Raw genomic sequence first — 25,763 nt, forward strand, 5'->3', positions numbered from 1 at the left:
ATGGTACGATTTAGGCCTCCTAGTGTCAATGTTTCAGGGTTCTTCGTTCAAAATGCCGGAAGGTCACTCCCTGCCGCTGTTTTCTCATGCCATTGAAACGTCACCGCACTACCGGCCGTGTGCATTTTCCTTCACTCCCGCCGAAATCGCGGCGCAACTGTGCCACCGCGAGGGCTTGGTATGGATGGATTCGTCTCTGGCGGCACCCGGCGCGGTCTCCGTTCTTACCGCCGAGCCTGTCGCCCTATTGCGGGGCCACATCGACCGGGACTGGGAAAAAGTACGTACTGCGTTGCGCATTCCCCGGGCCTCGGCCGGCGGTTTGTACGGCTGGGTCGGCTACGACGGCCATTTTGTCTTCGGTATTTACCCGCACGGCCTTGTTTATCATCATGACACCGCAAAATGGTTCGAATTCGGCGATTTTAAGTGGCAGCCCTCCCCCTGCCAGCCTGCCGCCGCCCCACGCCTTCATTTCACACCCGGCGTCCGCAGCGCAGACTTCATTCACAGTGTCGAGCGTGCCCAGAGCTACATCGCCGCCGGGGACATCTACCAGGTAAACCTTTCCTACCCCTGGCAGGCAGCCTGGCCGCAGGAAGCCGATGCACTGGCTCTCTATTTAAAACTGCGCGCCGTTTCCCCCGCGCCGCACGCCGCCTTCATGCAGCTGGCCGGGACCACCGTCCTCTCCGCCTCCCCCGAGCTCTTCCTCCGCATGCAGGGCTCCCGCATCGCCACACGGCCCATCAAAGGTACACGTCCTCGCTTCGCCGCTGACCCCGAACGTGACGCCGCCGCCGTGCGCGAGCTCACCACCTCGCCCAAAGAGCGTGCCGAACTCCTCATGATCACCGACCTCGAACGCAACGACCTCGGCCAGGTCTGCGAATTCGGCAGCGTCGCCGTCCCGGAACTGTGGCGCGTAGAAAGCTTCGCTCAGGTCTTCCACCTCGTCTCCACCGTCACCGGCATCTTGCGCCCGCATGTCGATCACGTCGATGCCTTCCGCGCCTGCTTCCCCGGCGGCAGCATCACCGGCGCACCCAAAAAACGCGCCAGCGAAATCATCGCCGAACTCGAACCCCACGCCCGCGGCCTCTACACCGGCGCCATCGGCTGGTTCGGCTTTGATGGCCGCAGCCAGTGGAACATCGCCATCCGCACCGCCGTGCAGAAAGACGATCAAATCACCTTCCACGTCGGCTCCGGCATCGTCGCCGACTCCATCCCCCAGCACGAGTACGAAGAAACCCTCCACAAAGCGGCGGGTATTCTGGCTGCAGCGGGGTGAGGCATGCGGCGCTTGCGGTTCAAGGCATTGAGTGGCAAAATCACCCTCATGACCGCGACGCTCACCATTGACGAAGCCGGGCAGATCAATCTGCCGGAATCCCTGCGGCGCGTCTTCGGCGTCGAACCTGGTCAGCGCCTGCGGGCGGAGGTCACCGAGGATAGAATCGAAATCGTGAAGGATGTTCCGGTGGTGACTGCGGGGGAGATGGAAAATGGAGTTCTCGTGCTGCCCAGGCTTGGCATCAAGCTGGACGCCGGTGCCGCTGTTCGTGCTGAGCGTGACGACCAGGCCACCCGTGCATTGCGGCGATGAGTTTCCTGCTGGACAGTTCGGTGTTGATTGCAGCACTTGCACCCGACGAAATCAGGCATGCGGAATGCCTGGCGCTGCTGATGAAAGGTGAGGGAGTGATTTGTGTGCATGCGTTGCTCGAGACGTTTTCAACGCTTACGGGCGGCAAGCTCGGCATGAAAGTGGATGCTGACTTGGCGGCGCAACTGCTCAGCCAGACGATCATGCCTCGTGTTCGTCTTGTCGAACTCAGTGCGGAGGAACTGCTGAATGCGCTCCAGGTGGCGAGAAAACACGGTGTGCGCGGCGGAGCTGTTTACGACTACGTGCACCTCGTCTCGGCGCGAAAAGCCGCTGCCGATGTTCTCTACACGATCAACCTCACCGATTTTCAAGCTCTCCGCCGCACAGGAGATCCTGAGATTAGGCTTCCTTGATAAGCATTCACTTCCAAGGCGTATGTTCATCCCTCATGAAGCGCCTCACCTTTCTCGCCCTTGCCCTTGGCATTCTTTTCGCCCCGCTGATCCACGCCGCCGATGACAGCCGGGTCTACGAATTGCGCATCTACACCTGCAACGAAGGGAAGCTTGATGCCCTGCTGGCCCGCTTCCGCGATCACACCTGCAAGCTCTTTGAAAAGCACGGCATGAAAAACATCGGCTACTGGGTGCCGGTGGATGAAGAGAACGGCTCTGAAACCACCCTCATCTACGTGCTCGAACACAAGAGCCGCGAAGCCGCCAAGGAAAGCTTCAAGGCCTTTGGCGCTGATCCCGAATGGCAGGCCGCCCGCAAGGCCAGCGAAGAGGGGGGCAAGATCCTCGCCAAAGCACCGGAGTCGATCTTCATGAAACCGACGGATTTTTCACCGTCGCTGACCATTGCCAAAGGCAGCAAGCCCCGCGTGTTCGAAATGCGCACCTACACCACGCCGGAAGGAAAGCTCGACGCCTTGCTCGCCCGTTTTCGTGATCACACCGTGAAGCTCTTCACCAAGCACGGCATGACCAATCTCGCCTACTGGACCCCGACGGATGCGGACAAAGGTGCTGCCAACAAGCTGATCTACATCCTCGCCCATGACAGCAAGGAAGCCGGGCTCGCCTCCTTCACCTCATTCCGTGCTGATCCCGATTGGGTGAAAGCCAAAGCTGCCAGCGAGGAAGCCAACGGCGGCCCGCTGACCATCCAGCCCCAGGCCGAAGGCGTGAAGAGCATCTACATGAAGGCCACGGACTTCTCACCCATCCAGTAAGACCATGCGCACGCTCTGCCTCATCCTCCTCGCCACCTCCCTCCACGCCGCCACCCCCACCTTCGACTGGGTTGCCGCAGGTGGTGGAGCCAAAAGTGACAAGACCCGCGCGGTCACCTTTGACCGTGAAGGCAACGTCTTCCTCGCCGGTGAGGCGACCGATGACGGTACCTTTGGCGACCAAAAACGCACCGGACTCGGCGGCATGGATTTCTTCCTCGCCAAAGTCTCCCCGGAGGGAAAGTTCCTCTGGGTCCGCAGTCTAGGCGGCAGCCTGGTGGACCGCGGCTATGGCGTGGCCACCGATTCGGCGGGGAATGCCTACGTCACCGGTCACTACCAAAGCACCGATGCCCAGGCCAACGGCCAGACCCTCCCGAATTCGGGTGATTATGACATCTTCATTGCGAAATACGACACAAGCGGAACACTGCTTTGGATCAAAACGGCCGGCGGCAAAGGCTACGATTACGGCCACGGAATCGTGGTCGATTCCAAGGGCGACATCGTCGTGACGGGTGCCATCGCAGGCGAAGCCAAGTTCGGCGACGTCACCGTGAATGCCGGCAGCACCACCCGCCCCATCTTCTGCGCCAAGTATGACTCCGATGGCAAACTGAAGTGGGTGAAGGCAACCGGTGGCAAATTCTCCGGCAGCGGCCACGGCCTTGGTGTCGATGCCAACGACTCTATCTATATAGGAGGCAGCGGCGGCGGCACAGGCACGATGGATGCAGTGACCTTGGATGCCAAATCCCAGGCTGGAATCGTGCTGAAACTCACTTCCTCAGGCGAAGGCGTCTGGGCAGCCACCCTCCCGGGCGTACCCAGCGCAGGCTTCCATGAAATCGCAGTCGATGCTAAAGGACGCACCTGGTGTGCAGGCATGTTCAAAGGCGTTCTCAATGGTGGCCCCGTGCACACCACCGGGGACAAAGACAACGATGGTGTGCTCGCGCACTATAGCCCCGAGGGCAAACTGGTATGGAGCCATGTTCTCCAAGGTCCGGCCACCGACTACTGCCTCGGTGTCGCCACGGACAACACGGGGCGTTGCTTCGTGACAGGCGAGTTTTCCGAAACTGCCACCTTCGCTGATCAGACTCTCAAAACCCAAGGTGCCACGGACATCTTTACAGCTGCTTTTGATGCCAAAGGCGGCCTCGAATGGCTCGTCCAAAGCGGTGGAATCAAGGGGGACAACGCCTACTGCATGGCCTGGCACCCCTCCGGCAGGCTAATTATTTCAGGGTCTTGTGTCGCACCTGCGACATTCGGTGGCCAGACCATGGCGTCGCCCGGCGGGGCCGAGGCTTACGGGGCAGTTCTTCGTTTAAAGTGACGTTGTGGCTCTAAATCGGGCCTTAGGGTCGTCCTAAGCTAGGTATTTGGCCTGTCCCGGCTACAAACCAGCGCGTTGACAGGGGTGTCGAACTCGTCACCATGCGCGCCCCTCCGACCGGGCCCCCCATCTGGTCGAGCGTGACCCAACAACCAACCGACAGATTGAATCCAACCACCCTCCTGTGCCTCGCTGCTATGTGCGTCTCCGCTGCCGCGGAAGAAGTTAAAAGCTCAACCACAACCCCAGCTGGCACTCCAGGCCAGGTCATTGCAGGCGTCAAGACAACCGCCTACACTCACGACGAAAGCGACCATATCGAATACGGTGCCCGCACCGCAGCCGGTACCCCGCTCAAGCACGGTCAGATCCGCAGTGCTGCTGCAGACTGGTCCATCTATCCGGTGGGCACGGTGTTCCAGATTCAGGGAGATCCCTCGATCTACGTCGTCGATGACTACGGTTCCGCCCTCGTGGGCACGAAGACCATCGATCTCTACAAGCCGACGTTCGGCATGATGAACAACTGGGGCACGCGCCACGTGACCATTCGCGTCCTCAAGTGGGGCTCGTTCATCAGAAGCCTCACCATTTTGAAGCCACGGGCCTACAAAGCCTGGCATGTGCGCGAAATGGTCGCCCGGATCGAATCCCGTCCGGCTTAAGCCAGGACGCTTTCCGGGACACGAGCTACAATACGCCCTTCGGGATCACGCACGACGATTTTGCCGTGGATGATCTCGGGGGGATTGCTGATGCCCTTCACGTAGTCTGCAGCCAGATCCTTGCTGCAGCCAAGTGACTGGCGGATGCGGACGGCGAGTGTTTCAGGGTCAATGTCAGTCATGGGTCTTCGACTTTAAGCCACCTTGGCGGCAAAGTCGTGGCAAGAATCATCGCGCTGGCGGAAAAGACTGCGCATGTTTTTCGCTCGCCACTGCGGGGCATGACTTCCTATGATCGGCCGAATTTCATGGAAACCCCGCTCTCGCCCCTCGATTTCGCCCGCCGTGCCCGCCGACTTTATGCTGACCGCGAAGCCGTGGTGGATGGAGAACGCCGTTTCACCTATCGTGAATTCTTTGAGCGCTGCGACCGCTGGTCGGCTGCGCTGCAGCAGCTTGGGGTGAAGCCCGGCGAACGCGTGGCCACCATTGCGCCTAACACGCACTCTCATCTGGAAGCGTTTTACGCCATCCCTCAGATCGGAGCCGTCATCGTTCCGATTAATTTCCGCCTCACCGCCGCCGACTTCGCCTACATCCTGAAGCACAGCGGTGCCCGAGTCGTCTGTGTGCTTGCCGATTACCTTGACGCGGTGGATTCGATCCGCGATCAAGTGCCCGGGGTGGAGCATTTTGTGGCCTTCACGGGCAGCAGGCCCGGCTGGACCGACTACGAAGTCACGCTCGCAGCCTCTCCGCCCGATTTCGTTGCCGCCGAAATCTCCGAGACGGAGATGATCGCGCTGAACTACACCAGCGGGACCACGGCGAATCCGAAAGGCGTCATGGTTTCGCACCGCAACACGGCCTTCAACATCATGGGCCACCTGATGCATACCCATATCACCAGCGCGGACCGCTACCTGTGGGTGCTGCCCATGTTTCATGCCAATGGCTGGACCTTTGTCTGGACCGTTACCGCCGTGGGTGGCCGTCATGTCTGCCTGCCGAAGGCGGACCCACGGCTCATTTTCGAAGCGATCTCACGGGAGGGAGTCACTCTGCTGTGCGCTGCTCCGACCGTGCTCATCGGCATGGCCAATGCGCCGGAAGAGCTCCGCAAGAACGCACCGCGTGGTGTCCGCGTCATCACTGCCGGTGCTCCGCCTGCTGCCGCCACCATTGAGCGCATGGAAGGCGAGCTCGGCTGGGACATCACTCATGTGTATGGTCTCACGGAGGTTTCGCCCATCGTCACCATCAGTGAGACGCGCCCCGAGCACGCACAGCTCACCCCGCAGGCTCGTGCTGTCATCAAGGCCCGGCAGGGGGTGGAATACCTCGCGAATGCGGAGGTCCGCGTGGTCGATGATGATGGCCAGGAGGTCGCTAAGGACGGTGCGGCCATGGGTGAAATCATCATTCGCGGCAATGCCGTGATGAAGGGGTATTATAATGACCCCGCTGCCACGGCCATCCGCGACGGGTGGTTTTATAGCGGAGACGCCGCTGTGGTGCATCCGGACGGCTACATCGAAATCCGCGACCGCTGGAAGGACATCATCATCAGCGGAGGTGAGAATATTTCATCTGTTGAGGTGGAGGGCGTGCTCTTGCGCCATCCTGCCGTGCAGGAGTCTGCCGTCGTCGGCTTGCCGCATGAAAAATGGGGGGAAACACCGCAGGCTTTTATTGTGCTCAAACCCGGTGCCAGCACCACGCCCGAGGAGCTGCGTCTGTTTTGCCGCGAGCATCTGGCGCACTTCAAGGTGCCGCATGGATTTGAGTTTATTGCTGAGCTGCCGAAGACCGCGACGGGGAAGATTCAGAAGTATGTGCTGCGTGGCGGGCGGGCGAATATTGCTGCGCAGTAGAGGAGGATAGGCCTCCGGCCTGACCACGGCTTGAGGCGTCTCGCCTTAGTTTTTGAATCAAAGGCGGGACGCCTCGATCCGCCGACAGGCCGGAGGCCTATCCTCCGCAGCCGTCATTGACCCGCAAGCTTGCCGTCTTCCACGTGCACGGTGCCGCCGCGTACTTCGATCTTCTCGCGCGCCTGCTCCACCGGCACATGGCGTGGGGTGTTGGCCGCCGCTCCTTGCGGACGTGCCCAGCGGATGCCGTTGGCAATGACACGCTGCACGTCCGGCAGGTGGTAGATGGGATACACTTCGTGGCCGGGGCTGAAGTAAAAGATGCGACCGCTGCCGCGAGTCCATGTGGCGCCGCTGCGCATCACCTCGCCGCCTTGGAACCAGGAGACGAAGATCAACTCGTCCGGTGTGGGGATGCCGAAGGGCTCGCCATACATTTCTGATTGCTCGATCTCGATGCAGTCGCCAATGCCGGCGGCGATGGGGTGGCCGGGATTGATTTTCCACACACGCTCGCGCTCGCCCGCTTCGCGCCAGCACAGGGCGCAGCTGGTGCCCATGAGGCGTTTGAAGACTTTGGAGAAATGCCCGGAGTGCAGAACGATCAGCCCCATTCCTGCGAGCACCCGTTCTTGCACGCGGGTGACGAGCTCATCGCTCACCTGATCATGCGCCGCATGGCCCCACCACAGCAGCACGTCGGTTTGATCCAGCACTACCGGGGGCAGACCCTGATCCGGTTCATCCAGCGTGGCGGTGTGCACGTTGAAATCGCCATGCTTGGACAGCGACTCCGCCAGCGCCCCGTGAATGCCGTTCGGATAAATGGCTGCCACGGTGGGATTCTGCCGTTCGTGGACAAATTCGTTCCAGATGGTGACGCGGATGAGGGGATTGTGCATGGATGATGACTCTGAAATTACGTCGGGTTACGGCTTCTTCGCGAACTGAAAACTCAACGTCTTAGCTCCTTAGGACCTTCTTGCGAAGATGAATGATCGTGGCTTTCCAATGTATCGATTTCCATTGCCTCCTGATCGGTGGCCGGTTCCCGCCATGTAAATCTACCTCGTAAAGTGTAGCACAGACACGGAAAGCCGATGATCACCAGGCCGCACAAGGCATTCCATGGTGTTGCGCTGCTTCTTGGTCCTCCAATCTCGATTGGCTTTGGATGAATCAGCCACGTGTCCAGCAAATACCAAGAGTATGCGCTGAATACGGACAACATGACGAATCTCCCGGCCCACCAGAAACGCGGTCCGTTTAGCAATGCAAGAAAGAGGCAGGAGGCAATCAGGCTGCAGCCCAAAAACAAAAAGCCTGTTTGAAGATCATTTGCCGAGAATCGGACATAAGCCATGAGGGCCATGAACAGAGCCAAGCAAAGCATGAGAGGACCAAGAGTCCAAAACACAAACCGGCTTCCACCAAGAAGAACGTCTCCAAACTTCTTTGCTGGCTCGTCTCGTTTCATCGGCTTGTTTTAATGCTTCACCGAGCAGCCCGGACCGACGGTCTGGAAGAAGTCGTTGCCCTTGTCATCGACGAGGATGAAGGCGGGGAAGTCTTCGACTTCGATTTTCCAGATGGCTTCCATGCCGAGTTCGGCGAACTCGACGACTTCGACTTTCTTGATGTTTTCCTTGGCGAGGATGGCGGCGGGGCCGCCGATGCTGCCGAGGTAGAAGCCGCCGTGTTTCTTGCAGGCGTCAGTGACCTGCTGGCCGCGATTACCCTTGGCGATCATGATCATGCTGCCGCCGTGGCTTTGGAAGAGATCGACGTAGCTGTCCATGCGGCCAGCGGTGGTGGGGCCGAAGCTGCCGCTGGGCATGCCGGCGGGTGTTTTCGCCGGTCCGGCGTAGTAAACGGGGTGGTTCTTGAAGTAGTCGGGGAGGGGCTTGCCGGAATCGATCAGCTCCTTGAGCTTCGCATGGGCGATGTCGCGTGCGACGATGATGGGGCCGTTGATGAGCAGGCGCGTGGTGGTGGGGTACTTGCTCAGCTCGGCGCGGATCTCGGCCATCGGACGGTTGGTATCGATGCGCACGGCGTTGGTGTCTTTGCGGTGGCGCAGCTCCTCGGGGATGTAGGGCAGGGGATGGGTTTCGAGCTTCTCGATGAAGATGCCATCCTTGGTGATCTTGCCTTTGGCCTGACGGTCGGCGGAGCAGGAGACGCCGATGCCGATGGGCAGGGAGGCGCCGTGGCGTGGCAGGCGGATGATGCGCACATCCAGGGCGAAGTATTTGCCGCCAAACTGCGCGCCGATGCCGCACTCGCGCGCGGCTTGCAGCATCTGGGCTTCGAGTTCGACATCGCGGAAGGCGCGGCCGTGTTCGTTGCCGGTGGTGGGGAGGTTGTCGTAGTACTTGGTGGAGGCCAGTTTGACGTGCTTCATCGTCGATTCAGCGGAGGTGCCGCCGATGACGAAGGTCAGGTGGTAGGGCGGGCAGGCGGCGGTGCCGAGGGAGACCATCTTGTCGCTGAGGAACTTGACGATGCTCTTCGGATTGAGCACGGCGCGGGTTTCCTGATACAGGTAGGCTTTGTTGGCCGAGCCACCGCCTTTGGCGATGAAGAGGAATTTGTACGCGTCGCCATCGGTGGCGTAGAGATCGATCTGCGCGGGGAGATTGGTGCCGGTGTTCTTTTCGTCGAACATGTTCAGCGCCGCGTTCTGGGAGTAGCGCAGGTTGTTCTCGGTGTAGGCAAGGTAGACGCCTTTGGAAAGCGCTGCTTCATCGCCACCGCCGGTCCAGACCTGCTGGCCTTTTTTGCCCATGATGATGGCGGTGCCGGTGTCCTGGCAGAAGGGCAGCAGGCCAGCGGAGGCCACGTCGGCGTTTTTGAGCATGGTCAGCGCGACCATGCGGTCGTTTTCGCTTGCCTCGGGGTCCTCGAGGATGGCGGCCACCTGCTTCAGGTGCTTGGGGCGTAGGAAGAAATTGATGTCATGAAAGGCCTGGTTGGCCAGCAGGGTGAGAGCCTCGGGATTCACGACGAGGACTTCCTTCTCGCCAAATGTCTGCACGGAGACGTGTTCCTTGGTCAGCAGACGGTATTCGGTGTCATCGGTGCCGAGTTCGAGGAGTTCCTGGTAGTGAAAGGGGGGCGTGGGCATGGGGAGGTGAATTTGAAAGGGATACGAGTTCGGGCAACGAGGGAAAGGAGCATTTTGCACGTTGTCAGGCGGTGCTGGCAGGGATAGTCTCGCCCCAATGATTTTGGAAACGATGCCCGTTGTCCAGCAGCTCAGTTCCCGGGACAAGCGGCTGCTGGCCGAGGAGCTTTGGAACGCCGCCGATGCCGAGGACGCTGAGGTGATGGACGAGGCTGCGGTGTTGCAACTGCTGGATCGGCGTCTCGCTGACCATGAGGCCACTCCTGAGGCGCTTGCCGCGTGGGAGGAGGTGAAATCACTCGTCTTCCCGAGCAAAGAAATTTAAAGTGGCGACTCAGCAAAGACTGGCTTCTTCCAAATGGGCACGCGGGTCTTGATCTCCTTCAAGTACCAGTGGCACAGCTCAAAGGACTCGGCGCTGTGCTTGGTGCGCACGCGGATGACAATGCTGGGCTGCTCTGCCGCCACGAAGCCGAGGCGGTGCTGGATGAAAACGCGGTGCAGGCCGTGGTCGCGCTGGCCGCGGTCGACGAGCTCCTGGAGCGTTTTTTCCGCCATGGGCAGGTAGGCGCTGTAGTCGATGCCGGAGATGACTTTTTCGTCCTCCATGCCGCGCACGACGCCGAGAAACTGTGCCTCGGCTCCCTCGCCCGGCTGGAAATCGGCAGGGGTGGTGGGGATGGGCTCTGCGGAAAGAATGAAGCTGGCGGGGGGCATGGAAGGAGGGGCACAGGATTACCACAGAGTTCACAGAGAGGCACAGGGATATAAATCCGAAAGTCTGTGCCCCCTGTGGTGAACCGGAGTAGTGCATGGCCGATTGCTCATAAAACTTGTCCGTTGGTGCGGGTTTCTGATAGCGTTTGAATCCTCCAACCATGAAACGCCTGCTTTTCCTTCTCCTCGCCGCCCAGCTCCATGCGGAGACCCAGATCACCTGGAAGCGCCAGCAACTGCACGGTGACTTTTATTCGGAAGGTGCCGCGATCGGCGACATCAATGGCGATGGCAAACCGGACGTGGTCGCGGGGCCGTTTTGGTGGGAGGGACCGGCGTTTGAAAAGAAGCACGCCTATTACGAGCCGAAGATTTTCAGCATCAATGGCTACTCGGACAATTTCTTCGCCTATGTGCAGGACTGCAACGCCGACCAGAAAAACGACATTCTGATCCTCGGCTTTCCCGGCAAGGAGGCGCGGCTGTACCTGAATCCGGGTACGCATGATGACAAGCCATGGCCCGTGAACATCGTGGCGGATGTGGTGGACAATGAGTCGCCGGTTTTTACCGACGTCACGGGCGATGGCAAACCGGAGATCGTGTGCAGCACGGGGGGCAAGTTTGGATGGTTCGCGCCGAACTGGGAGAAGCCGACTGAGAAGTGGCCTTTTGTGGCGGTGACGGAGGATGTGAAGGTCGCCAAATTCACCCATGGCCTCGGCGTTGGCGATGTGGATGGAGACGGACACATGGACCTGCTAGAGGCCCGTCATTGGTGGCGCTGTCCTTTTGGAAAAGGGCAGGTCAAGCCGGGACCATGGGAGCAGCACAGCTTCGCGGCGGGCATTGGCGGCGGCGCTCAGATGTTTGCGTATGACTTTGATGGTGACGGGCGCAATGACATCTTCACCAGCCTCGCGGCGCATCGCTATGGCGTGGCCGTGTTTTTGAACCGCTCGTCTGTGAGCCATCTCAGCGGTAACAATACCTACACGGGAACGACTGTGGTCGTAGGCTCAACGCTTCAGACCTCTGGTGCTCCGGCGGCGGCGCCAGCCAATCCGGGCCCCAATTGGCAGCGCGTCATGCTGGCCAGCGAGCAGCCTCAGGACAACGACTACGGCATCGTCTTCTCCCAGCCGCACGCCGCGTATCTGGCGGACATCGACGGCGACGGCATCCAGGACATCGTCACGGGGAAGCGCTACTGGGCGCACAACGGCCATGATCCCGATGAGCGCGGCCACCGTGTCATTTACTGGTATCAGACCAAGCGTGATGGGAAGGGCGGCGTGGATTTCGTCCCGCATCTGGTCGATGCCGAAAGCGGCGTGGGTGTGGATGTGCAGGTGGGCGATGTGAATGGGGACAAGCTGCCTGACATCGTGGTGGGGAACAAAGCGGGGGTGTTCATCCTCACGCAGGAGAGGAAGGACACCACGGCGGATCTGACGGCGAAGAAAATGTATGGTCCTGCGTTGAAGCCACAGAAGGAGTATGCGCATGGCACGCGCGTCAGCGGGGAGCGCCTGCGTCCCTCAGGCAGTCTTTCGCGTCCCGCGGAAGACCGTCTTAAGGCAGCCGCAAACACACCGGCTGGCGAGAGCGATAGAACGGCATCCGGCGGGACTCCGGATGCAGCACGCGAGACGCGTGCGCTCCCTCACGCGCTGGACATCATGCAACTCCCCGGCGGGTTCAAGGCGGAGCTGATCGCGGCGGAGCCGGACCTTGTGCAGCCGATTGCGTTCACGTTTGATGAACGGGGACGCATCTGGGTGGTGGAGGGAAACAGCTACCCGAAGCCACGTGAGGTGGGCGCAGGGCAGGACCGCATCAAGATTCTTGAAGACAAGGACGGCGATGGCGTGTTTGAGACGAAGAAGATTTTCTGCGAGGGGCTGAACTTGGTAAGCGGGATCGAGCTGGGTTTTGGCGGGGTGTGGGTGGGCGCGGCGCCGTATTTGATGTTCATCCCGGACAAGGATCATGATGACAGACCCGACCCCATTGAGGGCGAAATGGCGAACCAAGTTCCCGGCCTGAACTTTCCAGCCAAAATTCTCCTCGATGGCTGGGGCAGCCAGGACACGCATGAGACGCTGAACAGTTTTATTTGGGGGCCCGACGGCTGGCTGTACGGATGCCACGGCGTCTTCACGCACAGCAAGGTCGGAAAGCCGGGCACGCCGGATGATCAGCGCAAACCCATCAATGCCGGCATCTGGCGTTACCACCCCGTGCGGCATGAGTTTGAGATCTTTGCCGAGGGCACCAGCAATCCCTGGGGACTGGACTACGACCAGTACGGCGAGTTCTTCGTTACCGCCTGCGTCATCCCGCATCTCTACCACATTGTGCCAGGCGGACGTTATCAGCGGCAGGCGGGTCAGCACTTCAATCCGTACACGTATGATGACATCAAGACCATCGCCGACCATGCGCACTATGCAGGCAATCCGCGGCCTGATGTCTCGCATGATAAATCGACGGGTGCTGGCATCGTGAATGACGACACGAATGCGCTTGGTGGCGGTCATGCGCATTGCGGTCTCGCCATTTATCAGAGCAGCCTTTTTCCGCCGACATATCGGAATCAGCTTATCTTTGGCAACCTGCATGGGCATCGGCTGGTGACGAACTACACGGACCCGCATGCGAGCACCTATGTGGGCAAGCACGGCAGTGACTTCATGCGCGCCAACGACATGCACTTCATTCCCGTGACGCAGAAGGTGGGGCCGGATGGCGCGCTGTATGTCAGTGACTGGAGCGATGAGCAGATCTGCCACCGCGGCAGCAATGCGGTGGAGAACTGGGACCGGAGCAATGGACGGATTTATCGCGTGAGCTATGACGGCTGGAAACCTTGGAAGGGTGATCTGGCGAAGGAGAGTGATGAGGCGCTGGCGAAGCTCGCGGTGCAGACGGAGAACGAGTGGGAGTCGCGGATGGCGAGGAGGGTGCTGATGGAGAAAATCATAATAATTCCAAATTCTCGAAAAAAGCTCATCTCTCTACTCTCGATCTTTGAAAATAATGAGGACTCTGGATGGCATTTAAAGACTGAAACATGGCTAAAGCAGGACTGGCTGGGATCTCTGCTCATGCCAGACGTTCACCTCCAAAATCTTAATTTTGATGCCAAACATAATGAGCGCCTAGTGGCTCAGCGCCTGCGTTCTGCAGCTTCTCAGCCTGACTTTTTGAATACAGATCTTCGCGTTTTGAATGATGTAGTTCAGAAACATCCTTCCCCAATCGTTCGTCGCGAAATCGCCTCGGCGCTTCAGCGGCTGCCGCAGGATAAGCGCAAAGACCTCGCCACCGCCCTCCTAAAACACGGCGAGGACAAAGACGACCCGATGATCCCGTTGCTGATCTGGTATGGCATCGAGCCGCTTGTCGGCGCTGATCCGATGGTGGGGCTGGAGCTCGCGCGGGTGTCGAAGCTGCCGAACGTGACGGAGTTTATTTATCGCCGCCTATCTTCGGATGATGCGGGGCGGGCTTCGATGCTTTCGGAGCTGACGAAGGAGCCGGATGCGGCCAAGCGCGAGGCGACGCTGGCGATGATCCTGAGCAGTGCTCGTGGTGCGGGCAAGCTCACGATGCCACCGGACTGGGCGGCGACTGCAGCAAAGCTCAAGGCTGGCGGTTCAGGAGCCGCCAGACCGGCTAAAGCCGGGACTACGGAACAGCTGGTCACCGAACTCAGCGCGTTGTTTGGCGATGCGGAGGCGCTGCAAATGTTCCGTGAACGTCTGGCGCTTGCCAGCGCGCTGGTGAATGAGCGCGAGAAGGCGCTTGGTGTTCTCATTCAGACTGGCGATGGGGGCACGGCGAAGATTTTGCTGCAGATCCTCACGCAGGACGCTCCGGCTTCGCTGAGGAGGAAGGCGATTCAGGCGCTGGCATCGCTCAAGGATGCGGGAACGCCAAAGGTGCTTGGGGCGCTGCTGCCGAAGCTTTCTGCGAATGAACTGCCTGATGCGGTCAACACGCTCGCTTCGACGAAGGAAGGATCCAAGGAGCTGCTCAAGGCGGTGGAGGCCAAGACGGTGCCACCCACGGCGCTTTCGCCTTTCCTTGTGCGTCAGCTCACGGCCTTTGACGATGCGGAGATCAATGAGCTGATCAAATCTGCCTGGGGCGATGTGAACGCGCCGAAGGCGGATCTGGGCGAGAGGACGAAGAAGTATCGCGAACTGCTCACGCCTGCGGCTTTGGCCAAGGGGGATCTGGCGAAGGGCAAGATGCTTTTCACCATGACCTGCGGTCAGTGTCACAAGCTTTTTGGCGAAGGGCAGAACGTGGGGCCGGACATCACGGGAAGCAATCGCGCGGACTTGAACTACCTGCTCGAAAACGTGCTGGATCCGAATGCGGTGATCGGCAAGGCCTACCAGCTCAACCTCTTCACCATGAAGGATGGTCGTGTCATGAGTGGTGTCATCAAGGAGGAAAGTCCTGCGGCGGTGAAGATCGCGATGATGGGCGGGGTGGAGTTTACGCTGCCGCAGCCGGACATCGCCAAGCGTGAGGTGTCGAAGCTGAGCACGATGCCTGAAGGGTTGTTTGATGCGCTCAAACCGGAGCAGGTCATTGATCTGGTGAAGTATCTGCAAAGCGGGGCGGCCGGAGCGGCGAAAGCTGGGACGAAAGTGCCCGGAGCGATCGAAGGCGAGGGGCTCAAGGTTCTGGCGAAGACGGGTGGCAATGCCAAGCCGCAGGGCATGGGTGGCTTTGGTGGCGATTGGAGCGGGGCTTCGCAGCTCTGGTGGACAGGGGCCAAGCCGGGGCAGAAGCTGACGCTGGCGCTGCCGGTGCAGGAGAAGGGGAAATACACGCTGAAAGCGGCGCTCACCCTTGCGAAGGACTACGGCATCATTGATGTGGCGTTGGATGACACAACTGTGGCCACGGCTTGGGACGGCTACAATGGACCCAAAGTGATTCACAGCGATGAACTCGACTGGGGCACGCATGAGCTTAGCGCCGGGGAGCATCAGCTCACCCTCACGATCACTGGCAAGCATGCGGATGCGGTGCCGGGATACATGGTGGGGCTGGATTATGTGAGGTTGGAGAAGAAGTAGCCCGTGCTTGCACAGGCGGCATTTTTTGAGCACACTTGGCCGCATGAACATCAATCTCAGTCCTGCGCTGGATAGTTTTGTCACTCGCGGAGTGCGGGATGGCTTGTTTGCCAGCGCGGATGCGGCGATTGAAGAAGGGCTGCAACTTCTTGCCAGGCAAACCCAGCTTAAACAATCCTTCACCGCTGCGAGCGAGGACGAATTGCTGGGAAAACTTGATGCAGGGATTGCGTCTCTCGATGCAGGCCAGGGCATTCCAGCCTCCCAGGCTTTTGCGATGCTGCGCAATCAAAGCCATTGATTCATGGCTGAGGCGATCATTTCTCCGGAAGCGCTCCAGGACATGGGAGGCATCCGCAGTTACATCGCCATGGACAATCCAGAAGCGGCGTAGCGTGTCGTGCAGGCTTTTGAAGCCTCGGCTGCTTTATTGGCGACACAGCCGGAACTTGGGCCGTGCAAACCCCGCCTGCGTGGACTGCGTCTTTGGGTGGTCACAGAGTTTCCCACTTATCTGATGTTTTATCGTCTGCGTGAAGGGCAAGTTGAAATCGTACGTGTTCTTCATGGTGCGCGCGATTTGAAGTCACTTTTGGAATAACCACGAGACATATCCACTTCAACGCACGCATGCGGATGCGGTGCCGGGATTCGTGGTGGGGCTGGATTATGTGAGGTTGGAGAACAAGTGATCGTTCGACATAGCGGCTGACCAGCTTACGCTTCAGTTCCATGGAAGCGGTTGGCGATATTTTGTCTGCCTTGATTCAGGTTTTCTGCCTCTTGATTGAGTTCTTGGCGGAGGCGACTGTCTGGTTTCTGCAACTTCTGTTCTTTGTGGTGGAGAACATCGTCTGCGGTGTGCTCTGGCTTTGCCGCTGTTCGAAGTTTGCTGGGCTGCGGAGAATAAAGAGGCTGTCTGAAGAGACACGCTTTGTCATCCACAGCTGCCTGCATACTACTCTGGCGCTCGGCCTGGTAGGTGGGATCGTCTATTTCGCCTGGTTTCGGAAACCGGCTACGGTGCCCGAACCAGCACGGGCACCCGAACCGACGAAAATGGAAAAAACCTTGCGAGTGATCGAGAAAGCCAAACAGCTCAAAGAAACGCTCCTGCCGCCGAAACCCCAGCCATGAAGGACCTGCAATCCACGAAAGCCATGTGGCTCAAGGGCTGGCTGTTTCTGCTCATTGGGCTGATGTCAGCGGCCATCTTGCTGGTGGAGAACTGGAGCTGGCGTACGGCGCTGCTGCTGGCGCTGTGCGTGTGGGGATTCTGCCGGGCGTATTACTTCGCGTTCTACGTGATCGAGCGCTGGGTGGATCCGCAGTTCAAGTTCAGCGGGCTGGGGCATTTTCTGGCGTACCTGCTGCGGCGCCGGGACTGAGGCATGAGAAATTAGTTTGCAAGGTCGAAGCGGTTTTCATTTAATCCGGCCTGCAAAGGTATTGCCACCCACCATGAAAACGAAACTTACTTGGATTGTGCTGCTCGTCGGCAGCTTGTTTGCCCTTCAGAACCTGTTTGCTACCGCCTCCAAAAGCAATGTGGGCACGGTGGTGAAAGTGGACGGGCTCAAGTTTAAGGAGAAGGCGTCTTCGTTTGCCGGCAAGCCTCTCATCGTGGAGTTCTGGGCCACCTGGTGTCCGCCTTGCCGCGCCAGCATTCCGCATCTCAATGAAGTTTACAAAAAGTACCAGGCCAAGGGCCTCGAGATCATTGGCGTCACGAAGGAAGACCGCCCAACAGTGAGTGCATTCCTCAAAGAGGTGCCCATCAACTACCACGTGGCCTTTGATTCCAATGGCAAATTCAGCAAGCCCTTTGGCATCAAGGGCATCCCTCACGCCATGATCCTCGACAAGGAGGGCAAGGTTGTATGGGAAGGCCATCCCATGAGCCTGCCAGAAAGCGAATTGGAGACGGTCTTGAAGTAGCTGCTGCTGTGGTCACGCTTTGGCGAGTGCTTCGTCAAAGCGTGCGATCAAATCTGCCGTGTCTTCCAAGCCAGCAGACACGCGGAGGAGCCAGCGGCTGACGCCGCAGCTCTCGGCCCAGTCGAGTTCATCGTAGTGCGCGAGAAGAGTGTAGGGGCAGGCGAGGGTGAAGTTGGTGCCGAGGCTTGGGCCTTTGCAGACGCGCAGGGCGTCGAAGACCTTGGGGCTGGTCTGCTCGGGGTTTTTGAGCGTGAAGGAGAAGAGGCAGCCGTAGCCGCCGTTGTCGCGGCGGATGAATTCGTAGCCGCGTCCGCCTTCGCTGGCGGCGTGCCAGACGCGGTCCACTTTGGGGTGGCTGCGCAGATGATCGGCGAGCGCCTGCGCGTTGTGGCTCATCTTAGCGGCGCGTTGTGAGAAATCGCGGCTGTTGAGTTCCAGGGCCACGGCATCGCCGCGCCAGAGTTCGTGATCGGCATGGGCCGTCAGGAAGGCGGAGAAGGCCGCGTGATGCGGTGAGTTGCGGTTGAGAACGACGCTGCCGGCGAGGACATCGCCTACGCCGGAGAAGCTCTTGGTGAGGCTTGTTGTCACGACATCGGCCACGCGGTGGGCATTCACATGCGCGACGGTGGAGATGGTGTCGTCGATGATGATTGGTACGCCGGGTTGTGCGGCAGCACGGATCGCGAGAAGGCGTTCGAAATCGACGCAGCGGAGCAGGGGATTGCTCGGGGCTTCGCAGAAGATGCCCGCGATTGGCTCGCTTTGCAGCAAGGCGCTGAGGTCATTGTACTCGCCGTCCTTGATGAGCGGCATGAAATGAACGCCGGTGCCGAAGAACTGCTGCAGCTTCAGCACATCCACATAGGGGAAGTCGAGCTGCACGGTTTTGCGGCTGGGGAAAAGCTGTGTGAGCATGCGATGCACGGCAAAGTTTGCCGCCATGCCGGAGGGAAAGAGAAAGACGTCTTCAGGCTGCTGACCGGCCAGTTGCGCGATGCGCTCGCGGATGGTGCGGTTGGCGGCCGTGCCTTCGTCCACGCTGGCGGTGCTCTGGCGTTCGCCCAAGGCATCGCAAGCCTGGCGGGTGCTCACGCATTCACCGCAGAAGCGCCAGAACTTGCGGGCCTGCACGTAGCTGTCCGCTGGAAACACGGCGACGCCGAGGTTATGCACGGTCCATTCGAGCGCGCGGCCGGTGCCGATGAACTTCACACAGCGCTCCGCATGCACGACGCGTGGAAACACGAGGCAGCGCTCGCCGGCTGCGGCGAATTCTTTTTCCGCCGCTGCAAACAGCCGGGAGATGGCCGGCGGGCAGCAGAAGCGCGGGTAGCCGGATTTGAACTTTGAGACCACATTCTGGTCCCCTTCTTCATAACCGATCACATGTTCCCACAGCGGCAGGCACACGGACACGCCGAGGTCGTGGTCAGGGATCGCTTTGCCGAGGTCTTCGGCATTGCAGAGAGGGTGGGTGAACAGGTCGGTCATTGGGGGGGACGGCACTTTTCTTCACACCTGCGCAAGTGCAAGGGAATGCGGCGGCGCATTGTGAGAAGCGGCGGCCCTCACCAGAAAGCCAGAGGCGTGGCTTTTGAGATGACGCAGCAATCCCCAGCGCGGCAGGCTATTCGTTGATGCCCGTTGCAGTCTGGCGCTGCTGGTTTTTGTGCTCCAGTTTCTTCCGCCGGTTGAAGTCGGCCAGCTCGTTGCGGTAGCGCTTCAGGGCCATCTTTTCGTCGATATATCGATAATGCGGGCGCTCTCGGCGGGTACGTGCAAAATGAGGCAGTGCGAGGAATGCTTTCATCTGCTCGGAGGTGGGTAACCCGGCTCGCTTCTCATCGAGATATGCCTTGGATGTCTCGTCTCCAAATATCCACAGGCTAATCGGGTAGTCATTACTGGCATCGACGATGGCCAAAAACTCACTGGTGACCTGTTCAAAGACATCCTTCGTCCATCGCAATTGTTCCAGAACCAGATCGTGATGCTTGTAGAGCATCGCCACCAGATTCAGAAGATGCGTTCTCAAGGCATCGGATTCCTCGCTGCCAATCGCGTCGCGACCGAAAAAGCAGTAGTGAAACCAATACCAGCTGTCCCCGAAAACCAACGGGAAATCTCCTGCTTCAATGGACTCGTCCAAAGAGATAAATTGAGTTCCAGAGAACTCCTGGTCCATGAAGTAAAACTTCGCCATATCAGTAGGTCACTTCTTCTTCAGCGCCGCATCAATGTCCTTCCACAGGTCTTCCATGTGCTCGATGCCGACGGAAAAGCGGACGAGGCCGTCGGTGACGCCGGCGGCTTCGCGGGCGTCTTTGGGGATGGAGGCGTGGGTCATGCTGGCGGGATGGGCGACGAGGCTTTCGATGCCGCCGAGGCTTTCCGCCTGGGTGAAGAGGCGGAGGCGGCGGATGAAGGCGAGGGTGTCGGCGTAGCTGAGGCCGAAATCGGCGAGGAGCATGCCGCCGCCGGCGGTCATCTGCTTTTTGGCCAGCTTGTGCTGCGGGTGGCTCTTCAGGAAGGGGTATTTGACGCTCTTGACGCCTTTGCACCCTTCCAGACGCTGGGCCAGTTCGAGGGCGTTGGAGCAGTGGCGCTCCATGCGGATGGCCTCGGTTTTGGCACCGCGGGAGATGAGCCAGGTGTCGAAGGGGCTGGGCTGCAGGCCGATGGCTTTCTGAGCGAAGATCATCTTCTCCTGCCATTCGTCGGAATTGGTGCAGACGGCACCGCCGAGGGCATCGCTGTGGCCGTTGGTGTACTTGGTGGTGCTGAGGAGGGAAAGATCGGCACCGAGATCCAGCGGCTGCTGCAGCAGGCTGGAGGCAAAGGTGTTGTCCATGGCCACAATGCTCCCCGCTTTGTGCGCAACTTCGCTGATGGTCTTGATGTCCAAGATTTTCAGCAGCGGATTGGTGGGTGATTCCAGCCACACCAGAGCGGGCTTGAGCCGTGTGATGAGGTCGTAGTTCTCCGGATTGGCGAGGTTGGCGTATTTGATTTTGACGCCGAAACGCTTCAGCACCTTCTCGAAGATGCGATAGGTGCAGCCGTAGATCTGCTGCTCGGAGAGGATCGTGTCGCCGGTCTTGAGGGAAAACAGGATGGCGGAGATGGCGCTGAGGCCGCTGGCGAAGGCGGTGCAGTGCTTCGCATTTTCCAGGCTGGCGAGCGTGGTCTGGAGGTTGCGGAAGTTCGGATTGCCTGAGCGGGTGTAGTCAAAGCCGTTGGGATTCCCGGTCTCAAACGTGGATGTCATGTAGATCGGCGGGATCACGGCGCCGGTCTCGCTGCGGTAGTCCTGGCCCACGTGAATGGCGCGCGTTTCGAAGCGTGCGTCGGCGGGGATGGTTGGGTCGTCCTTCATGAGGTGATGTGTGACATGCAGAATTAGCTTTGCAAGGCCCCTGCGCGCATGCTTTATGAGTTAAATCTGTTCTTTCATGCCCGACTCCACTGCTCCTCGAAAATTCCGTCGCGTTCTGCTCAAACTCAGCGGTGAAGCGCTGAGAGAACCCGGCAGCCATGACAATATTTCCCCGCCCATCGTCGAAGACATGGCGGCGCAGATCAAAGCAGCGCATCAAACCGGCCTCGAAATCGCCCTCGTCGTGGGCGGTGGCAACTTCTGGCGCGGCGTGACTGCCAGCAACAAAGGCATGGAACGCGCCACGGCCGACTACATGGGCATGCTGGCCACGGTGATGAATTCGCTCGCGGTGCAAAGCATGCTGGAAGCGATGGACGTGCCGACGCGCGTTCAAAGCGCCATCAAGATGGACAATGTGGCCGAGCCCTTCATCCGCCGCAAAGCGATGCGCCATCTGGAACTGGGCCGCGTGGTCATCTTCGCCGCCGGCACGGGCAATCCGTTTTTCTCCACCGACACGACCGCTGCGCTGCGTGCCAGCGAGATCAATGCCGAGATCGTGCTCAAGGCCACGAAGGTGGATGGCATCTACGACTCCGATCCCAACAAAAACCCGAACGCCGTCAAATTCGACCGCGTCAGCTTTCATGAGTGCCTGACACGCCAGCTCAAGGTGATGGACTCGACCGCTTTCTCCCTGTGCATGGAGAACAACATGCCCATCGGTGTTTTCAGCATGAACGAACCTGACAACATCCGCCGGGCGCTCATCGGCGAATACATCGGTACGATGGTCGATGCGAAAGGCTGATCTAACTTCCAACCCGATACTGATATGGACCCTGAACTGACGATGATGGAGGCCGAAGAGGCCATGACGAAGGCGGTGGAGCATGCCATCCACGAATTTGCCACTGTGCGCACAGGCAAGGCCTCGCCGACGCTCGTGGAAAACATGGACGTGCATGTGATGAGCTACGGCAGCCACATGAAGCTGAAGCAGCTGGCCATGATCACCACACCGGATGCTCGGCTGATCCGCATCGAGCCCTTTGATTCCTCCACGCTGCAGGACATTGACCGCGCGATCCGCGAGTCACGCCTCGGCCTGAACGGCAGCATTGAAGGCAAGGTGATCCGCCTGCCGATTCCCTCTCTTTCCACGGAACGCCGCGAGCAGATGGTGAAGATGTGCAAGACCCTCGGCGAGGACGCCCGTGTGCGGGTGCGCTCCGCCCGCCGCGATGCGCTCGAAACCATCAAGAAAGGCGAGAAAGACGGCTTTATCACCGAAGATGACCTCCACCGCATGGAAAAGGAAATTCAGGTGATGACCGACAAGAAGATCGCTGAGATCGACCAGCACGTGGTGTCGAAAGAGAAAGAGATCATGACGGTTTGAGCCGAACTCGTTTCTGATGTTTCCCGCGCGCGACTACCTCGACCTCACCCACACGAAGCACGGCATCCTGTTTCCGGATGACTCGCCCGTGTGGACGGCGTTGACGCGGATTGAATCCTATCTGGACTTTCGTTTGCAGCGCGAAATCCGCGTCCAGGTGCCACCCGGGGCGTTCATTGGCGAGGATGTGTTCATTGATGAAGGCACGACCATCGAGCCCGGGGCGGTGATCAAAGGTCCGGCATGGATCGGGCGCAACTGCCAGCTCCGTGCGGGCTGCTACATCCGTGAGAATGTGATCATCGGCGACGGCTGCGTGCTCGGGAACTCCTGCGAGTTCAAGAACTGCGTGGTCTTCGACGGCTGTGAGATCCCGCATTACAACTACGTGGGCGACTCGATCCTCGGCCACAAGGCGCATCTGGGAGCTGGCGTGATCCTTTCCAATGTGCGGCTGGACCGGCTGGAGGTCACTGTGAGGACCGACACGGATGTCATTCCCACCGGCTTGCGAAAATTTGGCGCGGTTGTGGGCGACTATGCTGAGATCGGCTGCAACAGCGTGATCAGTCCCGGCAGCATCATCGGCCGCCGCAGCATCGTCTATCCGCTGTCGCATTTCAGCGGTGTGCTGGAGGCCGATCTCATGCTGAAGACGCGGCAGACGCAACAGGTGGTCAAGCGTCGGCGGTAGGAGAGAGAATGAATACAATTCGGGTCGCGGGAGTCAGATCAACATCCCACTCTTATGAAATCGTCTTTTCGCCCGCTCCTCGTCGTTTCAGCCATTTTGTCTTTGGCGAGCTGTGACAAACCCCTGCCGCCTGCGGCTACCGCACCCTTGGCGGCAGAAACAGACAACCAGCTCGCTGAGGCGCGAGATGCCTTGCAGCGTCAGGCATTGGAGATCGAAACCAAGACGGCCTTGATGGACAAGCAGCTGGCAGAGATGGCGCAGTCGCTCAAGGAGCGTGACAACGCCGAACTGCGTGACTCGTTGGACGCTCTGAAGCGGCAGAATGACGAGCTGCGTGTGCAAGCGGATGCTGCGCGGCAGCAGAGCAATGCCATCACCCAGCGCATCGTCGTCACGCCCCAGCCAAATGTGGTGCCGCAGCCCATGGCGCTGCCCGATTACTCGTTGTTCTATGACCGTCTGGCGCCTTTTGGCCGCTGGTTTGAGGTGAATGGCTACGGTTACTGCTGGCGGCCCACCATCACCGTGGCGGGCTGGCGTCCCTATGTGGATGGCTGCTGGGTCTGGTCATCGCTTGGCTGGGCCTGGCAGTCGAACGAGCCCTTTGGCTGGGCTACCTATCACTACGGGCGCTGGGTGAATCTGGCACGCTACGGCTGGATCTGGGTGCCGGGCAGCGAGTGGGCTCCGGCGTGGGTCGCGTGGCGTCAAAGCCGGGATTGCGTGGGCTGGGCGCCACTGCCGCCGGAGACAGGCGTGTTCAGCGGTGCGTATCGCGACTGTGACTCACGCTACGGCCTCGGCCCCACCAGCTACACCTTCATCAACACGACCCAGTTTGTGAGCCCGACCTACATCAACATCTATGCGCCCGTGACGCGGCAGACCACGATCTTCCAGCACAGCGTGAACGTGACGCAGATCGTGCCCAGCCACAGCCAGCGGCATGCGTTTGTCCATCAAGGAGGACCACCCCGCTCCCAGATGGAGCAGGCCTGTGGCCGGCCGGTGCCCCAGCGGCAGGTGCAAACCATGCACGCCGACCAGATGCCGACGCGCCCGCAGCATCATGGGCGGAGAGACGCGGATGCTCCTGTGGCCATGGTGGAACTTCCCGCCGTGGCTCCCGGTGGCCACATGAGGCGCCCCGAAATCAAAGAGCACATCCAAAAGCCGGTTTTGATGGGTGGATTTGAAGGCGTGCCGCAGCAGGCTGCCAGGGAGATTCGCGAGAACATCGCCCAAGAGAAAGAAACGGCCGTGGTGCAACAACAACCGCCACCGATGCGCGGGCACATGCAGCATGGCCCTGGCCGGCGTCCGGCCGGGCCACCGACGGTCGTCAATGCACCGCCCGCAGTGCCAGGTGCTATTCTGCCGGAAACCGTGAGGCCTGCCAGCCCTTCTGAACCCCCTGCTGTGGCTCCAGCTACAGCTCCAGTGGCGACGGTGCAACAGCAGCCGGGGCAGGGAAGCATGCCACAAGGATCTCGTCGGCATTCGCCTGAAGGACGGCCTGCGACGAACTTGCCAGCCCAGGAAACCGTGCGCCCCGCTGTGGCTGTAGAACCTGGCGCAGACGCGACGAGAGAGCCTCGGCGGCATGGCCAGCCCGGGATGGGGGCACCACAGGCACCGAATGTGTCGCCTGAGAGCAAGGTGGTGGAGAACAGCCCTCCTGCTGCCGCATCATCCACACCCGCCGTGATGCCTGCTGTGGTGGAGAACAAGGCCCCGGAGCCTTCGGCTGCTCCAGTGGTGCCTGTTGTTGAGCCAGAACGGACCGCTGCACCAGCCGTCATGCCGCAGCCGCCTGCCGAACCCAGTGTTTCGCCGCAACCCGTGGCCGCCGAGGTGGAAAGAACGCGAATGCATGCTGGCCGGGAACAGGCCCAAGCCGCCGCCATGGAGCAGCGCCAGCAGCAGGAGATGCAAGACCGTGCCATGGCAGAGAAAAGGGCGGCTGAACAAGCCGCCGCGAATGCCGAAGCGGAAAAGAGCCGCATGCAGGCCGCCGCTGCGCAGCAGGAGGCGCAGGCGGCCCAGCAGCAGCGCATGGCTGCCGACCAAGCCGCCGAGACTGAAAAAGCACGCCAGCAGGCCGCTGCGACCGCAGCCCAGCAACAGCAGGAGATGGCGGCCCAGCAGCAGCGTGCCACGGCTGAACGCATGGCTTCCGAACAAGCCGCCGCCGCAGAAGCAGAACGGGTTCGTCAGCAGACTGAAGCCGCAGCCATGCAGCAGCGCCAGCAGGAGGAAGCCACCCGCCGTGCCGCTGAAGAGCAGCAAATGAAGGCGCAGCAGGAAACCGAACGCCGCACTCAAGAAATGGCCGCCCAGCGCCAGGCTGAAGAGCAGGCCCGTCGTCAGCAGGAGGCTGAAATGCAGCGTGCGCAGGAGCAGGCCCGCCGTGCGGCTGAAGAACAGCAGATGCGCGCCCAGCAGGAGGCGGCTCAGAGAGCCCAAGAAATGGCCCAGCGTCAGGCGGAAGAGCAGGCCCGGCGTGCCCAGGAGATGGCTCAGCGCCAAGCAGAGGAGCAGGCGCGTCGTGCTCAGGAAGAAGCCCAGCGTGCTGCCGCAGAGGCCGCGCAGAGGGCTGCTGCCGAAGCTGCGCAGCGTGCCGCCGCTGAAGCCGCCCGCAATCAGCCGCAGCCTGCTCCCGGATCTTGAG

General features: G+C 60.1%; 26 protein-coding genes. 18 read left to right on the forward strand and 8 right to left on the reverse strand.

The genetic code is table 11. From position 1 onward, the window contains the following. Positions 1 to 52 precede the first annotated feature (52 nt). The 6 genes from AC24GY_RS06010 to AC24GY_RS06035 all read left to right on the forward strand — a co-directional run bounded on the left by AC24GY_RS06010 (position 53) and on the right by AC24GY_RS06035 (position 4,853). Complete coding sequence (locus AC24GY_RS06010) at positions 53 to 1,294, forward strand: anthranilate synthase component I family protein (RefSeq protein ID WP_487681150.1); 1,242 nt, start codon at positions 53 to 55, stop codon at positions 1,292 to 1,294. A gap of 48 nt (positions 1,295 to 1,342) precedes the next feature. Then, positions 1,343 to 1,609 carry an AbrB/MazE/SpoVT family DNA-binding domain-containing protein gene (locus tag AC24GY_RS06015; protein ID WP_422321493.1) on the forward strand — a complete coding sequence of 89 codons (267 nt, stop codon included), beginning with the start codon at positions 1,343 to 1,345 and terminating at the stop codon, positions 1,607 to 1,609. Beyond that, a complete protein-coding gene (locus tag AC24GY_RS06020; protein ID WP_487681153.1) occupies positions 1,606 to 2,025 on the forward strand; it encodes a PIN domain-containing protein in 420 nt (139 codons plus the stop codon). Before AC24GY_RS06015 ends, AC24GY_RS06020 begins: the two co-directional genes overlap by 4 nt. Positions 2,026 to 2,060: 35 nt before the next feature. Continuing rightward, entirely contained in the window at positions 2,061 to 2,846 is a 786-nt protein-coding gene (locus tag AC24GY_RS06025) for an NIPSNAP family protein (RefSeq protein WP_487681155.1), read from the forward strand. 4 nt (positions 2,847 to 2,850) lie between these two features. Next, positions 2,851 to 4,188, forward strand: coding sequence for an SBBP repeat-containing protein (locus AC24GY_RS06030; protein ID WP_487681157.1), 1,338 nt, complete (start codon positions 2,851 to 2,853; stop codon positions 4,186 to 4,188). A gap of 140 nt (positions 4,189 to 4,328) precedes the next feature. After that, entirely contained in the window at positions 4,329 to 4,853 is a 525-nt protein-coding gene (locus AC24GY_RS06035; RefSeq protein WP_487681158.1) for a 3D domain-containing protein, read from the forward strand. Here the strand turns inward: AC24GY_RS06035 and AC24GY_RS06040 are convergent. Further along, complete coding sequence (locus AC24GY_RS06040) at positions 4,850 to 5,035, reverse strand: hypothetical protein (protein ID WP_300198149.1); 186 nt, start codon at positions 5,033 to 5,035, stop codon at positions 4,850 to 4,852. The two genes, AC24GY_RS06035 and AC24GY_RS06040, sit on opposite strands and share 4 nt — an antisense overlap. Positions 5,036 to 5,161: 126 nt before the next feature. Between AC24GY_RS06040 and AC24GY_RS06045 the strand changes: the two genes are divergently transcribed. Then, a complete protein-coding gene (locus AC24GY_RS06045) occupies positions 5,162 to 6,727 on the forward strand; it encodes a long-chain-fatty-acid--CoA ligase (RefSeq protein WP_487681162.1) in 1,566 nt (521 codons plus the stop codon). A gap of 113 nt (positions 6,728 to 6,840) precedes the next feature. Here the strand turns inward: AC24GY_RS06045 and AC24GY_RS06050 are convergent, their stop codons facing one another. Genes AC24GY_RS06050 through AC24GY_RS06060 form a run of 3 tightly spaced genes read right to left on the reverse strand, consistent with a single transcriptional unit; the run spans position 6,841 to position 9,854 of the window. Beyond that, a complete protein-coding gene (locus AC24GY_RS06050) occupies positions 6,841 to 7,629 on the reverse strand; it encodes a ThuA domain-containing protein (RefSeq protein WP_487681164.1) in 789 nt (262 codons plus the stop codon). 53 nt (positions 7,630 to 7,682) lie between these two features. Next, complete coding sequence (locus AC24GY_RS06055; protein ID WP_487681166.1) at positions 7,683 to 8,204, reverse strand: hypothetical protein; 522 nt, start codon at positions 8,202 to 8,204, stop codon at positions 7,683 to 7,685. A gap of 9 nt (positions 8,205 to 8,213) precedes the next feature. Beyond that, positions 8,214 to 9,854 (reverse strand): fumarate hydratase, encoded by a 1,641-nt coding sequence (locus AC24GY_RS06060; RefSeq protein WP_487681168.1) that lies wholly within the window; start codon positions 9,852 to 9,854, stop codon positions 8,214 to 8,216. A gap of 112 nt (positions 9,855 to 9,966) precedes the next feature. Between AC24GY_RS06060 and AC24GY_RS06065 the strand changes: the two genes are divergently transcribed. Then, positions 9,967 to 10,179, forward strand: coding sequence for a hypothetical protein (locus tag AC24GY_RS06065; RefSeq protein WP_487681170.1), 213 nt, complete (start codon positions 9,967 to 9,969; stop codon positions 10,177 to 10,179). Here the strand turns inward: AC24GY_RS06065 and AC24GY_RS06070 are convergent. Continuing rightward, the gene (locus AC24GY_RS06070; protein WP_487681172.1) at positions 10,176 to 10,571 is read right to left on the reverse strand and encodes a molybdopterin synthase catalytic subunit; all 396 of its coding nucleotides are present in this window, start codon (positions 10,569 to 10,571) and stop codon (positions 10,176 to 10,178) included. The genes AC24GY_RS06065 and AC24GY_RS06070 overlap by 4 nt on opposite strands. 161 nt (positions 10,572 to 10,732) lie before the next feature. Between AC24GY_RS06070 and AC24GY_RS06075 the strand changes: the two genes are divergently transcribed. The 6 genes from AC24GY_RS06075 (at position 10,733) to AC24GY_RS06100 (ending at position 17,611) form a co-directional block, all read left to right on the forward strand. Beyond that, positions 10,733 to 15,673 carry a PVC-type heme-binding CxxCH protein gene (locus AC24GY_RS06075; RefSeq protein ID WP_487681174.1) on the forward strand — a complete coding sequence of 1,647 codons (4,941 nt, stop codon included), beginning with the start codon at positions 10,733 to 10,735 and terminating at the stop codon, positions 15,671 to 15,673. Between the two features lie 43 nt (positions 15,674 to 15,716). After that, positions 15,717 to 15,974 carry a ribbon-helix-helix domain-containing protein gene (locus tag AC24GY_RS06080; RefSeq protein ID WP_487681176.1) on the forward strand — a complete coding sequence of 86 codons (258 nt, stop codon included), beginning with the start codon at positions 15,717 to 15,719 and terminating at the stop codon, positions 15,972 to 15,974. Between the two features lie 99 nt (positions 15,975 to 16,073). After that, positions 16,074 to 16,274 (forward strand): type II toxin-antitoxin system RelE/ParE family toxin, encoded by a 201-nt coding sequence (locus tag AC24GY_RS06085; RefSeq protein ID WP_487681178.1) that lies wholly within the window; start codon positions 16,074 to 16,076, stop codon positions 16,272 to 16,274. A gap of 131 nt (positions 16,275 to 16,405) precedes the next feature. Continuing rightward, positions 16,406 to 16,810: a hypothetical protein gene (locus tag AC24GY_RS06090; protein WP_487681180.1), complete on the forward strand. Its 405-nt coding sequence runs from the start codon at positions 16,406 to 16,408 to the stop codon at positions 16,808 to 16,810. Next, positions 16,807 to 17,061, forward strand: a complete 255-nt coding sequence (locus tag AC24GY_RS06095; protein WP_422321507.1) for a hypothetical protein — start codon at positions 16,807 to 16,809, stop codon at positions 17,059 to 17,061. The genes AC24GY_RS06090 and AC24GY_RS06095 overlap by 4 nt, the downstream gene beginning before the upstream one ends. 73 nt (positions 17,062 to 17,134) lie before the next feature. Beyond that, positions 17,135 to 17,611, forward strand: a complete 477-nt coding sequence (locus tag AC24GY_RS06100; RefSeq protein ID WP_487681183.1) for a TlpA disulfide reductase family protein — start codon at positions 17,135 to 17,137, stop codon at positions 17,609 to 17,611. 12 nt (positions 17,612 to 17,623) lie between these two features. Here AC24GY_RS06100 and AC24GY_RS06105 read toward each other — a convergent pair whose 3' ends face one another. From AC24GY_RS06105 to AC24GY_RS06115, 3 genes are all read right to left on the reverse strand, one after another. Next, the gene (locus AC24GY_RS06105) at positions 17,624 to 19,105 is read right to left on the reverse strand and encodes a PLP-dependent transferase (protein WP_487681185.1); all 1,482 of its coding nucleotides are present in this window, start codon (positions 19,103 to 19,105) and stop codon (positions 17,624 to 17,626) included. A gap of 136 nt (positions 19,106 to 19,241) precedes the next feature. Then, positions 19,242 to 19,817, reverse strand: a complete 576-nt coding sequence (locus AC24GY_RS06110; protein ID WP_487681187.1) for a hypothetical protein — start codon at positions 19,815 to 19,817, stop codon at positions 19,242 to 19,244. A 9-nt stretch (positions 19,818 to 19,826) separates the two neighbouring features. After that, a complete protein-coding gene (locus AC24GY_RS06115) occupies positions 19,827 to 20,990 on the reverse strand; it encodes a trans-sulfuration enzyme family protein (protein ID WP_487681189.1) in 1,164 nt (387 codons plus the stop codon). A 76-nt stretch (positions 20,991 to 21,066) separates the two neighbouring features. Between AC24GY_RS06115 and pyrH the strand changes: the two genes are divergently transcribed. From pyrH to AC24GY_RS06135, 4 genes are read left to right on the forward strand one after another with little or no spacing between them, the layout of a single operon-like run. Continuing rightward, positions 21,067 to 21,804 (forward strand): UMP kinase, encoded by a 738-nt coding sequence (gene pyrH / locus AC24GY_RS06120; protein WP_461528109.1) that lies wholly within the window; start codon positions 21,067 to 21,069, stop codon positions 21,802 to 21,804. A gap of 24 nt (positions 21,805 to 21,828) precedes the next feature. Then, positions 21,829 to 22,395 (forward strand): ribosome recycling factor, encoded by a 567-nt coding sequence (gene frr, locus AC24GY_RS06125; protein WP_487681191.1) that lies wholly within the window; start codon positions 21,829 to 21,831, stop codon positions 22,393 to 22,395. 16 nt (positions 22,396 to 22,411) lie between these two features. Continuing rightward, positions 22,412 to 23,089, forward strand: coding sequence for an acyltransferase (locus AC24GY_RS06130; RefSeq protein ID WP_422321512.1), 678 nt, complete (start codon positions 22,412 to 22,414; stop codon positions 23,087 to 23,089). A 54-nt stretch (positions 23,090 to 23,143) separates the two neighbouring features. Then, positions 23,144 to 25,762 (forward strand): DUF6600 domain-containing protein, encoded by a 2,619-nt coding sequence (locus AC24GY_RS06135; protein ID WP_487681194.1) that lies wholly within the window; start codon positions 23,144 to 23,146, stop codon positions 25,760 to 25,762. Position 25,763 lies beyond the last annotated feature (1 nt).

Source organism: Prosthecobacter sp. Pr1 (assembly GCF_057652315.1).

Coding starts and splice junctions, on each gene's coding strand:
- AC24GY_RS06010 (WP_487681150.1), top strand. CDS start 53: ATGCCGGAAGGTCACTCCCTGCCGCTGTTTTCTCATGCCATTGAAACG.
- AC24GY_RS06015 (WP_422321493.1), top strand. CDS start 1,343: ATGACCGCGACGCTCACCATTGACGAAGCCGGGCAGATCAATCTGCCG.
- AC24GY_RS06020 (WP_487681153.1), top strand. CDS start 1,606: ATGAGTTTCCTGCTGGACAGTTCGGTGTTGATTGCAGCACTTGCACCC.
- AC24GY_RS06025 (WP_487681155.1), top strand. CDS start 2,061: ATGAAGCGCCTCACCTTTCTCGCCCTTGCCCTTGGCATTCTTTTCGCC.
- AC24GY_RS06030 (WP_487681157.1), top strand. CDS start 2,851: ATGCGCACGCTCTGCCTCATCCTCCTCGCCACCTCCCTCCACGCCGCC.
- AC24GY_RS06040 (WP_300198149.1), bottom strand. CDS start 5,035: ATGACTGACATTGACCCTGAAACACTCGCCGTCCGCATCCGCCAGTCA.
- AC24GY_RS06045 (WP_487681162.1), top strand. CDS start 5,162: ATGGAAACCCCGCTCTCGCCCCTCGATTTCGCCCGCCGTGCCCGCCGA.
- AC24GY_RS06050 (WP_487681164.1), bottom strand. CDS start 7,629: ATGCACAATCCCCTCATCCGCGTCACCATCTGGAACGAATTTGTCCAC.
- AC24GY_RS06055 (WP_487681166.1), bottom strand. CDS start 8,204: ATGAAACGAGACGAGCCAGCAAAGAAGTTTGGAGACGTTCTTCTTGGT.
- AC24GY_RS06060 (WP_487681168.1), bottom strand. CDS start 9,854: ATGCCCACGCCCCCCTTTCACTACCAGGAACTCCTCGAACTCGGCACC.
- AC24GY_RS06065 (WP_487681170.1), top strand. CDS start 9,967: ATGCCCGTTGTCCAGCAGCTCAGTTCCCGGGACAAGCGGCTGCTGGCC.
- AC24GY_RS06070 (WP_487681172.1), bottom strand. CDS start 10,571: ATGCCCCCCGCCAGCTTCATTCTTTCCGCAGAGCCCATCCCCACCACC.
- AC24GY_RS06075 (WP_487681174.1), top strand. CDS start 10,733: ATGAAACGCCTGCTTTTCCTTCTCCTCGCCGCCCAGCTCCATGCGGAG.
- AC24GY_RS06080 (WP_487681176.1), top strand. CDS start 15,717: ATGAACATCAATCTCAGTCCTGCGCTGGATAGTTTTGTCACTCGCGGA.
- AC24GY_RS06090 (WP_487681180.1), top strand. CDS start 16,406: ATGGAAGCGGTTGGCGATATTTTGTCTGCCTTGATTCAGGTTTTCTGC.
- AC24GY_RS06095 (WP_422321507.1), top strand. CDS start 16,807: ATGAAGGACCTGCAATCCACGAAAGCCATGTGGCTCAAGGGCTGGCTG.
- AC24GY_RS06100 (WP_487681183.1), top strand. CDS start 17,135: ATGAAAACGAAACTTACTTGGATTGTGCTGCTCGTCGGCAGCTTGTTT.
- AC24GY_RS06105 (WP_487681185.1), bottom strand. CDS start 19,105: ATGACCGACCTGTTCACCCACCCTCTCTGCAATGCCGAAGACCTCGGC.
- AC24GY_RS06110 (WP_487681187.1), bottom strand. CDS start 19,817: ATGGCGAAGTTTTACTTCATGGACCAGGAGTTCTCTGGAACTCAATTT.
- AC24GY_RS06115 (WP_487681189.1), bottom strand. CDS start 20,990: ATGAAGGACGACCCAACCATCCCCGCCGACGCACGCTTCGAAACGCGC.
- pyrH (WP_461528109.1), top strand. CDS start 21,067: ATGCCCGACTCCACTGCTCCTCGAAAATTCCGTCGCGTTCTGCTCAAA.
- frr (WP_487681191.1), top strand. CDS start 21,829: ATGGACCCTGAACTGACGATGATGGAGGCCGAAGAGGCCATGACGAAG.
- AC24GY_RS06130 (WP_422321512.1), top strand. CDS start 22,412: ATGTTTCCCGCGCGCGACTACCTCGACCTCACCCACACGAAGCACGGC.
- AC24GY_RS06135 (WP_487681194.1), top strand. CDS start 23,144: ATGAAATCGTCTTTTCGCCCGCTCCTCGTCGTTTCAGCCATTTTGTCT.